Origin of the sequence: Massilia sp. MS-15 (assembly GCF_020176695.1) — a bacterium.
Lineage (GTDB): Bacteria > Pseudomonadota > Gammaproteobacteria > Burkholderiales > Burkholderiaceae_D > Telluria > Telluria hydrophila.
The window spans coordinates 1-12645 of sequence record NZ_JAIWIA010000059.1; the positions used below are offsets into that span (position 1 = coordinate 1).

At 67.1% G+C, this 12645-nt stretch carries 14 protein-coding genes; 9 read left to right on the forward strand and 5 right to left on the reverse strand.

All coding sequences use genetic code 11. The features are described 5' to 3' along the window. Positions 1-113: 113 nt before the first annotated feature. Entirely contained in the window at positions 114-1202 is a 1089-nt protein-coding gene (locus tag LCI23_RS18845; protein ID WP_224947991.1) for a M35 family metallo-endopeptidase, read from the reverse strand. 283 nt (positions 1203-1485) lie between these two features. Between LCI23_RS18845 and LCI23_RS18850 the strand changes: the two genes are divergently transcribed. After that, a complete protein-coding gene (locus tag LCI23_RS18850) occupies positions 1486-4053 on the forward strand; it encodes an EAL domain-containing protein (RefSeq protein WP_224947992.1) in 2568 nt (855 codons plus the stop codon). Between the two features lie 101 nt (positions 4054-4154). Here LCI23_RS18850 and LCI23_RS18855 read toward each other — a convergent pair whose 3' ends face one another. Further along, entirely contained in the window at positions 4155-4505 is a 351-nt protein-coding gene (locus LCI23_RS18855; protein WP_224947993.1) for a translation initiation factor Sui1, read from the reverse strand. Between the two features lie 174 nt (positions 4506-4679). Here LCI23_RS18855 and LCI23_RS18860 point away from each other — a divergent pair, with 174 nt between their 5' ends. Next, complete coding sequence (locus LCI23_RS18860) at positions 4680-5129, forward strand: hypothetical protein (RefSeq protein ID WP_224947994.1); 450 nt, start codon at positions 4680-4682, stop codon at positions 5127-5129. Between the two features lie 77 nt (positions 5130-5206). On the opposite strand, the gene LCI23_RS18865 is transcribed toward LCI23_RS18860, so the two are convergent. The 3 genes from LCI23_RS18865 to flgA form a co-directional block, all read right to left on the reverse strand. After that, entirely contained in the window at positions 5207-5677 is a 471-nt protein-coding gene (locus LCI23_RS18865; RefSeq protein WP_224947995.1) for a flagella synthesis protein FlgN, read from the reverse strand. 6 nt (positions 5678-5683) lie between these two features. After that, the gene (gene flgM / locus LCI23_RS18870; RefSeq protein ID WP_224947996.1) at positions 5684-6013 is read right to left on the reverse strand and encodes a flagellar biosynthesis anti-sigma factor FlgM; all 330 of its coding nucleotides are present in this window, start codon (positions 6011-6013) and stop codon (positions 5684-5686) included. Positions 6014-6146: 133 nt separating this feature from the next. Beyond that, on the reverse strand, positions 6147-6881 hold the full coding sequence (flgA, locus tag LCI23_RS18875; protein WP_224947997.1) for a flagellar basal body P-ring formation chaperone FlgA: 735 nt from the start codon (positions 6879-6881) through the stop codon (positions 6147-6149). 158 nt (positions 6882-7039) lie between these two features. Here flgA and flgB point away from each other — a divergent pair, with 158 nt between their 5' ends. The 7 genes from flgB to LCI23_RS18910 all read left to right on the forward strand — a co-directional run bounded on the left by flgB (position 7040) and on the right by LCI23_RS18910 (position 12637). After that, positions 7040-7456, forward strand: a complete 417-nt coding sequence (flgB, locus tag LCI23_RS18880; protein ID WP_224947998.1) for a flagellar basal body rod protein FlgB — start codon at positions 7040-7042, stop codon at positions 7454-7456. Positions 7457-7491: 35 nt separating this feature from the next. Further along, entirely contained in the window at positions 7492-7893 is a 402-nt protein-coding gene (gene flgC / locus LCI23_RS18885) for a flagellar basal body rod protein FlgC (protein WP_224947999.1), read from the forward strand. Positions 7894-7911: 18 nt separating this feature from the next. Beyond that, positions 7912-8625 (forward strand): flagellar hook assembly protein FlgD, encoded by a 714-nt coding sequence (locus tag LCI23_RS18890; protein WP_224948000.1) that lies wholly within the window; start codon positions 7912-7914, stop codon positions 8623-8625. Between the two features lie 36 nt (positions 8626-8661). Continuing rightward, a complete protein-coding gene (locus LCI23_RS18895) occupies positions 8662-10197 on the forward strand; it encodes a flagellar hook protein FlgE (RefSeq protein WP_224948001.1) in 1536 nt (511 codons plus the stop codon). Positions 10198-10378: 181 nt separating this feature from the next. After that, complete coding sequence (gene flgF / locus LCI23_RS18900) at positions 10379-11119, forward strand: flagellar basal-body rod protein FlgF (RefSeq protein ID WP_224948002.1); 741 nt, start codon at positions 10379-10381, stop codon at positions 11117-11119. Positions 11120-11183: 64 nt separating this feature from the next. Beyond that, entirely contained in the window at positions 11184-11966 is a 783-nt protein-coding gene (gene flgG / locus LCI23_RS18905) for a flagellar basal-body rod protein FlgG (RefSeq protein WP_224948003.1), read from the forward strand. A gap of 23 nt (positions 11967-11989) precedes the next feature. After that, entirely contained in the window at positions 11990-12637 is a 648-nt protein-coding gene (locus LCI23_RS18910; RefSeq protein ID WP_224948004.1) for a flagellar basal body L-ring protein FlgH, read from the forward strand. The last annotated feature ends 8 nt before the right edge of the window (positions 12638-12645 follow it).

Here is a 12645-nt window from a genome sequence, read left to right on the forward strand (position 1 = left end):
GAGCGTGACGCCCAAGCTGGAGCGCGAAAAATAGCTGATCTCGACCACGGTCCGGTCTGGTGCAGGTCTTGTCACGTCGGAACGGCCACACAACCTATTTGTTCAGCGCTTCCCTAGCGCTGTGGCGGCGCATTCTCCCCGAAATATTCATACGAATCCGCATTGCGCACCGCCCTTGCCGGATCGCTGCGCGCCATCTCCGCCGCCCCCGCCTTGCCATACACATGGTCGTCCGTGCCCGCCACCACGTCGAAGTGGCTCAGTTCGTGCAGCAGCGTGCCGCCGCGCGAGTCGGTCCCCGTGAGCGGCGCGCTCCAGAACGCCTTGCACACGTACACCGTGTACGGCTGGGCCGGATACACGTAGGCGAAGTATTTCTCCTTGCAGCCGCAGTCGATCGCCACTGGCCGGTTCTCGAACGCGTCGCGGATCGCGCCGACCCGGGTCCTAACGGCCGCGACGCGCTCCGCGTCGGGTGCGCCGAACCAGGTGGCGTAGCGCGCCCCGTATCCGGTGCCTGTCCCGGCGCCCGTCCCGGCGCCTGTTCCGGTTCCTGCGTCCAGGTAGCGCTGCGCATCGCGCGCCATCGCACGCCCGGCACCGAGGGCCGCGCCCAGCTGTTCCTGCTGCGCGTTCGAACATTTCGGGAAGGCGGGATCGGCCGCGCCCGCCGCCAGCCTGGATGGCGCAAGGGTGCCGCGCGGCAGGCGCCCCTCGACCCAGATCTCGACCGGATTCGACACCAGGCTGCCCGGCAGCGGCTGCATCGCACCCGTGCCATCCGGCGCGCCGGCCAGCAGGGCGGGGCCGGCGCTGCGGTAGCGCACCTGGTAGCTGCCTGTCACATGCATCTCGTACAGTGCCGACAGCTCGACCGTGGCGCTGAGGGCGGCGCCCGGTTCGATGCGCAGGTAATCATCAGGCCCCGGGGCGGGGCGCTTGGCCAGCATGCCGAGGTAGCGCACCGGCTGGCCGTCGCGCAGCACCTCGAACAGCGGCGCCGTGATCTCGCCCAGCGGCACCTGCCAGGACAGCAGGAAGCGCGGCGCGGCGCCAGTGTTGCGCAGGGTGACGCGCACCAGCACCTCGTCGCCGCGCGCGGTGCTGGTGCGCAGCGGCGCCAGGCGCACATCGAGTTCCTGCGCTGGCGCGGGCAAGGCGCAGCAGAGCAGCACGAAAGAGGGAAGGACGACAAGGCGCATGCGGGGCTCCACGAGATGGCAACCCGGCCAATGTGCCCCCGCCAACCGACATGCCTATTGAGTAGTAACAAGAAGCCATTTATTCATGGCAACAAACTACCCATGCATACTATGGCTGATAAACAACAAATAAAGGGTGTAACCAATGTTTACTCGATTCCTGCTACGATCATTGCTATTATGCAATAACAATATCTCGGCATAAATCTTCCCCTTCCGCCAGCGCAGGCTTTCTCATGTACACCCAGCACCGATCCCCCTCCTGTCGTTCAGGAGGCCAGTCATGAACGGCTTCCAGGATGACGTGGACGAGCTGGCGCGCGAGATCGGCCTCGACCAGGACGAAGTCGCCGCGCGCAAGGCCTTCCTCGAGCTGGGCGAGGACGATGTCGAGACGCTGCGCGACGTGCATGGGCTGCTGGCCATGCACCGCGACCTGTTCTCGGAGCGCTTCTATGCGCACCTGATGTCCTTCCCCCAGTTGCGGGCCATGCTGGGCGGTGGGGTCGAGGCGCGCCTGCGCCGGGTGCAGGCGTCGTATTTCGACAGCCTGACCGCCGGCGACTACGACGAGGACTACATCCGCGAGCGCCTGCGTGTGGGCGCGACGCACGAACGCATCGGGCTCGACCAGAAGTGGTACATCGGCGCCTACCGCAAGTACCTGTCCGAGCTGGTCGGCCTGCTGTGGCGCCGCCTGCAGGAACAGCCGGAACGCTTCCATGCGGCGGTCGACGCGGTGCTCAAGATCGTCTGCTTCGACATGGGCCTGGCGCTCGACACCTATGCGCACGCCGGCCAGCGCAGCCTGCGGCAAAACCAGAACTACCTGGAGCAGGTCATCGACGGCATGCCGGCCGGCCTGATGGTGGTCGACGCCGAACTGCGCGCCCACTCGATGAACCGGATGATGGCCGACCTGCTCGACGTGCCGGACGACCTGCTGCTGGAGCAGCGGCTTGCGCTGGAAGAGCTGATCCCGAGTGCGGAGCTGGCCGGGCGCGCCGCCGAGGCGCTCGCCTCCGGCGCGCCGCACGACAACGTGCTGGTGACGCTCGACGGCCGCGCCGACGGCGTGCGCTACGCGGACTTCAACATCCGCCGCGCCTACAAGGACGGCGCCCCGATGCTGCTGGTGATCGGCCAGGACATGACCTTCCGCCGCAAGGCCAGGCTGCGTCTGCAGGAGAGCGAGGAATTCTTCCGGCTCACCTTCAACCAGGCCGCGGTCGGCATCGTGCTGCTGGGCGGCGACGGGCGCGTGCTGCGCACCAACAGCAAGATGTCGCAGATCCTCGGCTACTCCGAGATCGAACTGCTGCAACGCTTCTACCAGCAGTTCATGGACCCGGACGACCTGGCCGAGGAGCAGGCCATGATCGCGCGCCTGCGTGGCGGCGAGGTCGCCGACTACCAGCGCGAGAAGCGCCTGCTGCGGCGCGACGGCAGCCAGGTCTGGGTCAGCGTCAACGTCTCGAGCATGCGCGACGCCAGCGGCAACCAGCGCTTCATCTGCGTGGTGCGCGACATCCAGCGCCAGAAACAGGCCGAGGAAGCGCTGCTGCGCATGGCCAACCACGACGCCCTGACCGGCCTGCCGAACCGCCTCCTGATGCATGACCGCCTGAGCCAGGCCATCATGCAGGCCCACCGCGCCGGGCGCCAGGTGGCGGTGATGTTCATCGACCTGGACCGCTTCAAGCATGTCAACGACAGCCTGGGCCACGATGCCGGCGACGCCCTGATCGTCGAGATCGCGCGCCGCCTCTCAAGCAGCCTGCGCGAAAGCGACACCGTGGCGCGCCAGGGTGGCGACGAATTCGTGGTGGTACTGCCCGACCTGGGCGGCCAGGAAGACGCCGGCAAGGTGGCGCGCAAGCTGCTCGACAACCTGTTCCAGCCGCTCGCCCTGTGCGGCCAGGAAGTGTTCCCGTCGGGGAGCATCGGGATCGCCATGTACCCGGGCGACGGCCTGGATGGCGCCACCCTGCTCAAGTGCGCCGACAGCGCCATGTACGGCTCCAAGGCCCAGGGCGGCAACCAGGTCGCCTTCTATACCGCCGAGATGGGCGAGCAGGCCACCCAGCACCTGCGCCTGGAAGGGGCGCTCCAGCGCGCCCTGCAGCGCGACGAATTCCTGCTGCACTACCAGCCTGTGGTGGACATCGGCAGCGGCCGCGTGACCGGGGTCGAGGCCCTGCTGCGCTGGCAGCCGGCCGGGCATCCGATGGTTTCTCCGGCGGAGTTCATTCCGCTCGCCGAGGAGACCGGCCTGATCGTGCCGATCGGCGACTGGGTCCTGGCCACCGCCATGCGCCAGCAGGTGGCCTGGGTGCGCGCCGGCATCGGTCCGGTGCGCATCAGCGTGAACCTGTCGGCGCGCCAGTTCCTGGGCCAGGACGTGGCCCAGCGCGTGGCGGCGCTGCTGGAGGAAACCGGCTGCGATCCGGGCTGCCTGACGCTCGAGATCACCGAGAGCGTGCTGATGGAAAACCCGGCCGCGGCCACCGAGACCATGGGCCAGCTGGCCGCGATGGGGGTGCAGCTGGCGATCGACGATTTCGGCACCGGCTACTCGAGCCTGGCCAGCCTGAAGCGCTTCCCGATCCACAGCCTCAAGATCGACCGCTCCTTCGTGATGGACCTGACCCAGGACGCCGACGACGCCGCCATCGTCAATGCCGTGATCGCGCTGGCGCACTCGATGAAGCTGAACGTGATCGCCGAAGGCGTGGAAACCAATGAGCAGCTGGCCTTCCTGCAGGCGCGCGGCTGCGACCAGATGCAGGGCTACTGCTTCAGCCGCCCGGTGGAGCCGCAGGGCATCGAGGCGCTGCTGCGTGTTTCGTAGCGTGGGCGGCCTCGCCGCCCACGCGGTGATAGGGACGATGTCATCAGCCGCACGGGCTGCAGTACTGTGATCTGAACGCGTGGGCGGAAAATCCGCCCACCCTACGCCCGCTTCGGCCGGTGCCCCAGGCCCTCGAGCGTGTTCATGACCATCTCGCAATGGTCACCCTGCACCTCGAGCACCCCATCCTTCACCGTCCCGCCCGACCCGCAGGCGGTGCGCAGCTGCTTGCCCAGCAGCGCCAGCGCCGCCGCATCGAGCGCCAGCCCTTTCACGACCGTGACGCACTTGCCGCCCCGTCCCTTGGTCTGGCGCGACACCCGCACCACGCCGTCGCCAGGTGGCGCGGCCTTGGCCTTGCATACGCAGGCGCTGAGCTGCTGCCGGCATTCGGGACACATGCGTCCGCCTTCGGTCGAGTACACGAGACGGCTGTTGGGAGACTTGTTCATTTGATCCTGGCTGGAAGATTGCTGGGCTGGGCACGGTAGTTTACGTGCCCGCCTGGCTCCCGGGCAAGGGTCAGGCGCACGGCGCCGTCGGACGAATCCACCACCGGTGGGGGTCTTCCGCGGCTGAGCCTCACCCTATACTCCACGCCTGTCCAAACATGCAAAGGTAAGACCATGAAACCAAGCAAGCTGTTCGCCGCCACCTTCGTCGCCCTGCTGCTCTGCACCACCCAGGCGCAGGCAGCCGAGCCCGAAGAGCACTTCCTGCTGACCCCGGCCCTGCTCGCCAAGCTGAAGGCCGCCGCTCCCGACATCAGGAAACTCGAGAAGCAGGACGACGGGGACGGGAATGAGGATGAGCGCAACAACAACCTGTCGGCCGAGGCCTTCGCCCGTGTGCTGGACAAGGAGCCGCGCGCGAAGGCCGTGCTCGCCAAACACGGCCTGAGCACCCGCGAGTTCGCGCTGTCAACCTACGCGATGCTGCATGCCGGGATGTTCGTCGGGCTGGAGCCGTCCATGAACAAGAAGCAGGCTGCCGACATGCTGGCCGGCTTTACCAGGGAGCAGCGCGCCAACGTGGCCCTGCTGCGCAAGACCGACCTGCGCGCCTTCGGCAAGTAGGGTGGGCAAGTCCCTTGCCCACGCGGTCAAACCACGGTGATGCAGTCGGTGCGGCTGCTCAAAAGAAGAGGGCGCGTTCAGCCCACCACGTAACGCTTCGACGGTCCGCCGCCGAGCGCCTGGCCGCTGGCGCCGTACAGGCCGCCGGTTTCGGCGCCGGCCGGCATACGCAGGGCGTTCAGCATGCCCTGGTTGTGGGCCAGCTGCCTGCTGATCAGCATGCCGTTGACGCGGTTGGCTTCCTTCGCCTCGCGCGCCAGGCCGAGCAGGGCGTCCCACTGGCTGCGCGCCTCCAGGCCGCCGGACACGGCCAGCCAGGCTTCCATGCCGGCTTCCGACGCTTCGCAGCCGGCCGCGCCGAGGGCCGCATGGCGCTGCGCCGCGAGGCCGGCGAGCGCCTGCAGCAGGGTATTCTTGCGGGGAGTGAGTTCTGCCAGCCCATCGGCGTCAGCGGCTACCAGGAGCTGCTGTTCCTCTTTCATCAGCGCCAGCAGGGCGCTGAGGTGTTGCTGTTCTGCGGCAAGAGTGGTGACGGGGCTGGTGGGCATGGAAGGCTATCGCTTGCGTGAGTGGAGCAGGTCGCGCACGGTATCGAGCAATCCGTCGGCGACCTTCTCCGAGTTGACCTGGAACTGGCCATCGGCAATGGCCATCTTGATGCGTTCGACTTTCTTGGTGTCGAAAACCTGGTTATTGCCGGCAATCGCGCTGGCCATGGCCTGGCCGGCCGAGGACAGGCGCACGCTGTCGGTGGCGCCGGGATTGGCCGTCGTGGCCGCGGTCGCCGCACCACCGGCGGCCGTGGCAGCGCCGCGCGCGCTGGCCGCGCCATTGGTGTTGGCTGGCTGCAGGGCCGGGCCCTTGAGGTTATCGTTGATTTTCACAGCATCATCCTTCTCTGTTCGGAGCGGAAACTCCGGTATCTGCTTCGTGTATCGGCAAGGATGTCACAAACTTTAGCGCAGAAAAGGCTGTTCGGGAAAATAAGGGGGCACCTGGCGTACGCGCCTGCATGGCCTAGATCGCCACCTCGATGATGCCGCCGGCGCGCGCCGTGCCGCTTACCACGGTGCCGGACCGGGTGCGCGCCTGCGCCACCTGGCCTTCGCCGGCATTGTTCAAGGCTTTCGCCTCGCTCGACACCGCGAAGTTGGCGCCCTTCGATACCAGGCGCACGGCCTGGCCCTGCTGCACCACCGGCTTCGCCTTCAGGGTATCGATGCGCAGCGCGGTGCCGGCCGGCAGCGAAGCGGTCGGCGTGCGGCCGATGGCCTGGGCCAGGTTGGTGATGATTCCGTTCGGCATGGCGGCGATGTCGCCCTTCACCAGGCCCAGCTGGCCGGCCTCGACCGGCTGGCCCTGGGCCAGCGGTACCGCCGCCACCACATAATCCGCGACGACGCTGACCGTGGCCTGCAGGTAGATGGTCCAGGCCTGCGGCGCACTGCAGCGCACCCCGACCGTGGTCTTGCCCCAGGCGCGCGCGCCCGGCTGCTGGAAGGCTTCCGGCGCCGGGCAGGCCGCCAGGCTGGTGCGCGGGTCGACCTGGCCGACCTTGATGCTCACCTGGCCCGGCAGGCCGGCCGCCTGGGTCTGCAGGTATTGCTCGGCCACGGCGCGCAGCACCGGCAGGGCCTGGCGCTGGGCGCTGGAAGGCTGGGAAGGCTGGACAGGCTGGGCCGGGGCCGCACTGGCGCAGGGCAGGGCCGCAAGGCAGAGCAGGGTGGCAAGGAGGCCGGGGATGAGCTTCATGGCGCAATGGGTTCGGGGAGATGCTGCCATTCTAGGTAGGGGGAGCATGCCGCGAAACCGGGAATAGCCGGGTTTTGGGCGTCTTACTCCTTCGATTGCGTTTTGTTGCTTGTACGTATTATCGATCCTGTCCCAACAAGCATCCACCCGGAGGCGGCATGATCGGCAAGATCGACCAGTACCTGAGTTTCAACGAAAAAGCCCTGTCCCTGCGCGCCCAGCGCCAGGAAGTGCTGGCGTCGAACATCGCCAATGCCGACACCCCGAACTACAAGGCGCGCGACATCGACTTCGCCAGCGCGCTGCAGAACGCGCTCGGCCCGAAGAACGCGTCCGGCCCGCTGGCCACCACCGCCACCCGCCACATCGGCCAGGGCGGCGCCAGCGGCGACCTGCTGGCCAACGGCACCCCGCTGCTGTACCGCGGCGTGGTGCAGGGCAGCGTGGACGGCAATACGGTCGACATGGATGTCGAGCGCAACCAGTTCGCCGACAACGCGCTGCGCTACGAGGCGGGCATCACCATGATCAACAGCCAGATCAAGGGCCTGATGGCGGCCATCCAGGGCCAGTAAGCGCCCTGGCGGATCAACTAGCGGAACAAGCGACCATGTCCCTCTTCAATATCTTCAATGTCTCCGGTTCGGCCATGAGCGCCCAGGCGCAGCGCCTGAACACCGTGGCCTCCAACCTGGCCAACGCCGACAGCGCCACCAGCGCCAGCGGCGAAGCCTACCGCGCCAAGGCGGTCGTGTTCGAGGCCGTGCCGCAGCAGTCCGGCGCCACCGCGGTGCGCGTGCGCGAAGTGGTCGAGGACCCCTCGCCGCTGAAGCAGGTCTACGACCCCAAGCACCCGATGGCCGACGAGAAGGGCTATGTGTCGATGCCGAACGTGAACGTGGTGGACGAGATGGTCAACATGCTGTCGGCCTCGCGCTCCTACCAGACCAACGTCGAAACCATGAATGCGGCCAAGAACATGCTGCTCAAGACCCTCACCCTGGGCCAGTAACCCCGCAGGAAGCACACCATGACCACCGTCTCGAACAGCCCGGCGCCACCGGCAGGCATCAACGAACTGATGTCGAACATGAACCCGAAGAAGAAGGAAGTCGACAGCGTCCAGGCCGACACCGACAAGTTCATGACCCTCCTGGTCACCCAGCTGAAGAACCAGGACCCGCTGAACCCGCTCGACAATGCCCAGGTCACGAGCCAGCTGGCCCAGCTCTCGACCGTCACCGGCGTCAACAAGCTGAATACCACGCTGGAGTCGCTCAAGACGAGCTACCAGTCGTCCGAGGCGATGCAGGCGACCAACCTGATCGGCCACGGCGTGCTGGTCGAAGGCAACAAGCTGCAGCTGCAGGGCGGCAAGGCCATCCTCGGCGTCGAGCTCGACAGTCCGGCCGACAAGGTGCAGGTGGTCGTCACCAGCAACAAGACCGGCAAGGAAGTCGCCACCATCGACCTCGGCGCCCAGGAACGCGGCGTGGTGCCGATCGCCTGGGACGGCGTGCCGGACGCGAACGCGCTCGGAGCCGACGGCAAGCCGCTGGCGCTGCCGGACGGCGGCTATACCTACCGCGTGGTGGCCCTGCGCGGCGGCGAACCCCTGACCGATGCGCGCGCGCTGTCCTTCGACAGCGTGGCCAGCGTCACCACCAACGCCAAGGACGGCATCCGGCTTAACCTGCCGGGCAAGGGCGCCGTGACCATGGCCGATATTAAACAAGTCCTGTAAGCCGAGCCGCTTACTTCATTCATCCAGGAGTACACCATGTCTTTCCAACAAGGCCTGAGCGGCTTGAACGGCGCAGCCAAATCCCTCGACGTCATCGGTAACAACATCGCCAACGCCAGCACGGTCGGCTTCAAGGGCGCCACCACCCAGTTCGCCGACGTGTATGCGAACTCGCTCAGCGGCGCGGGCGGGGTCAGCGCCGGCATCGGCGTGAAGGTGGCGGCGATCGCCCAGCAGTTCTCGCAGGGCAACGTTGAATCCTCGAACAATCCGCTCGACATGGCGATCAACGGCCCCGGCTTCTTCCGCACCGAGACCGCCGGCATGATCCAGTACACCCGCAACGGCCAGTTCTCGCTCGACAAGAACGGCTACATGGTGAACGCTCAGGGCGCGCGCCTCACCGGCTACGGCCTGAACGCGAACGGCCAGCTGGCCGCCGGCGCCCCGGTGGCGCTGCGCATCGAGACCGCCGACCTCGATCCGGTCGCCACCAGCAAGATCCAGGTGCAGCTGAACCTGGATTCGCGCAGCCTGCCGCCGACCACGACCCCGTTCGACATCAACGACCCGACCACCTACAACCGCCAGACCCCGCTCAGCGTCTACGACACCCTCGGCAACGCGCACGTGCTGTCGACCTACTACGTGAAGACCGACGCCGGCACCTGGAACGTGTATGCCGCCAACGACGGCGTCGAAGTCAACGCCCTGAAGGCGGCCGCGGCCGCCACCGGCATCGGCCCCACCTTCACCGCCGTGAACGATGCCCGCGCCGCCTGGGAAGCCGCGTCGCGCGCGGTGCCGCCGGTGCCGGCCGACATGACGGCCGCGCTGCAGGCCTATGCGGCCGAGGCCGGCGCGCTGGTGACGGCGGCGGCCGCCGCCGGCCTGGCGACGCCCGAGAACCAGCTCGCGATCCAGGCCGCCGCCGATGCCGTGGCGATCGTGCCCGGCATGACCCCGGAACAGGTCGATGCGGCCATGACCAAGGCGATCCGCGTCCCGGCCGCCGTGATCGGCACGCTGCGCTTCGACACCAGCGGCAACCTGAACAAGCTGGTGACCACCCAGGGCGGCAAGATGACCTACGACGTGCCGATCTATCCGGACACCGGCGCGGAACTGGTGCTGCCGGTCGAGATCGACTTCGACGGCACCACCCAGTACGGCATCGCCACCAGCGAGAAGAAGCTGCTGCAGGACGGCTACTCGCCGGGTACCCTGCAGCGCTTCAGCGCCGGCGCCGACGGCACCATCCTGGGCCAGTACAGCAATGGCCAGACCCGTGCGCTGGGCCAGGTGGTGCTGGCCAACTTCACCAACCCGAACGGGCTGGAGTCGCTCGGCAACAACGCCTGGGCCGAATCGGCCAACTCGGGCGTGCCGCTGATGGGTACCCCGGGCTCGGGCAGCATGGGCGTGCTGCAATCGTCGGCGGTGGAAAGCTCGAACGTCGACCTGACCGCGGAACTGGTCAACATGATCACCGCGCAGCGCGTGTACCAGGCGAATGCGCAGACCATCAAGACCCAGGACTCGGTGCTGCAGACGCTGGTGAACCTGCGTTAATAAGCGTAGGGTGGGCGGCTCGTGATGCGGTCCGCTGGACCGCATCACCCCACGCGGTGATCGCTACCGGCTCCGCTATCGCGCCGGATGATCTTGCTGCTCACTATCACCGCGTGGGCGGGAGACCCGCCCACCCTACGGAGGATGCGCATCGTCCGCCGTCACAAGAAGAGAGAAAAACATGGACCGCCTGATTTACACCGCCGCCAGCGGCGCCAAGCACATCCTCGAGAAGCAGGCCACCACCTCGAACAACCTGGCCAACGTGAACACCACGGGCTTTCGCGCCCAGCTCGACGTGTTCCGCGCGGTGCCGGTGCAGGCCGAGGGCCTGCCGACGCGCGCCTTCGTGGTCAATTCCACGCCGGCCGCCAACTTCGCGCCCGGCGCGCTGCAGGTGACCGGGCGCGAGCTCGATGTTGCGGTGAAGGGCAATGGCTGGCTGGCGGTCGAGATGCCGGACGGTACCGAAGCCTATACCCGCAACGGCTCGCTGCAGATGAGCCCGAACGGCATCCTCACCACCGCCGGCGGCGTGCCGATCGCGGGCGAGGGCGGTCCGATCACGATTCCGCCCGACGCCACCGTCACCATCGGCGGCGACGGCACCATCTCGACCATGTCGCGGGTGGACCAGCCGGCGGTGCCGGTGATCCTGGGCCGCATCAAGCTGGTCAATCCGGCGGACGCCGACCTGGTGCGCGGCGACGACGGCATGTTCCGCATGCGCGACGGCAGCGCCGCCGCGGCCGACCCGGCGGTGCGCGTGGCCGGCGGCGCGCTCGAGGGCAGCAACGTGAGCGCGATCGACTCGATGGTCGACATGATCAGCCTGGCACGTTCCTTCGACACCCAAATGAGCCTGCTGAAGAACGCTGAGAATAACGCCGCGAAAGCCACCCAGATCCTCGCTTTGAATTGATAGTTGCTGCAGCATAATTCTCCTGTACATGGCGGCCTCCGTCCGCCGCCCACAGGAGAATTCCATGATCCGTTCGCTGTTCATCGCCAAGACCGGCCTCGAAGCGCAACAAACGAACCTCGACGTCATCACCAACAACCTCGCCAACGTCAGCACCAGCGGCTTCAAGCGTTCGCGTGCGGTATTCGAGGACCTGCTGTACCAGAACGTGCGCCAGCCCGGCGCCCAATCCTCGCAGCAGACCAACCTGCCATCGGGCCTGCAGATCGGTACCGGCGTGCGCGCCGTCGCCACCGAGCGCATGTTCACCCAGGGTAACCCGCAGCTCACCAGCAATCCGAAGGACGTCATGATCAACGGCACCGGCTTCTTCCCGGTGCTGCTGCCGGACGGCACCCAGGCCTATACCCGTGACGGCTCTTTCCAGAGCGATGCCAACGGCCGCCTGGTGACCTCCAGCGGCTATGCGGTGGAGCCGGCCATCACGATTCCCGCCAATGCGGAGTCGATCACGGTCGGGCGCGACGGCACGGTCTCGGTCAAGATGCCGGGCACCGTGGCCCCGACCCAGGTCGGTTCGCTGCAGCTGGCCACCTTCATCAACCCGTCGGGCCTGGAATCGCGCGGCGAGAACCTGTACGTCGAAACGGGCTCCTCGGGCAATCCGAACCTGAACGTGCCCGGCACGAATGGCGCCGGCGTGCTGATGCAGGGCTATGTCGAATCGTCGAACGTCAACGTGGTCGAGGAAATGGTCGCCATGATCCAGACCCAGCGCGCCTACGAGATCAACAGCAAGGCGATCACCACGTCCGACCAGATGCTGCAGAAACTGTCGCAGCTGTAACCCACGCACACCACTGTCAAAGCATGAAAAACCTGTTCGCCATCTTCGCGCTGTCGGCCCTGGCCGCCTGCTCGAGCACTCCGAGCACCATCGTCCAGGGCCCGACCTCGTCGCGTCCGATGCTGGTGCAGGCCGCGCCAGCCCTGGACGGCGCCATCTACAGCGCGGGCAGCTACCGCCCCATGTTCGAAGACCGCCGCGCGCGCCACATCGGCGACCTCCTGACCGTGAACATCACCGAGCGCACCTCGGCCGGCAAGTCGGGCGCCAGCACCGGCAGCAAGTCGGGCAGCGCCGAGTTCTCGGTGCCGGGCCCGCTGCAGGCCAAGCTGGGCGCCGGCGTGGGACTGGAAGGCGCGAGCAAGTTCGCCGATGCCGACACCCAAAGCGCGTCCAACAATTTCTCGGGCACCATCGGCGTCACCGTCACCGAAGTGCTCCCGAATGGCAACCTGATCGTGGCCGGCGAGAAGCAGGTCGCGATGAACAAGGGCATCGAGTTCATCCGCTTCTCGGGCATGGTGGCGCCGGACACCATCCAGACCGGCAACATCGTGTCCTCGACCGTGATCGCCGACGCCCGCGTCGAATACCGCACCAACAGCCGGGTCGACCGCGCCGAGGTGAGCAACATGCTGTCGCGCTTCTTCCAGTCGATGCTGCCGTTCTGAGGATGACC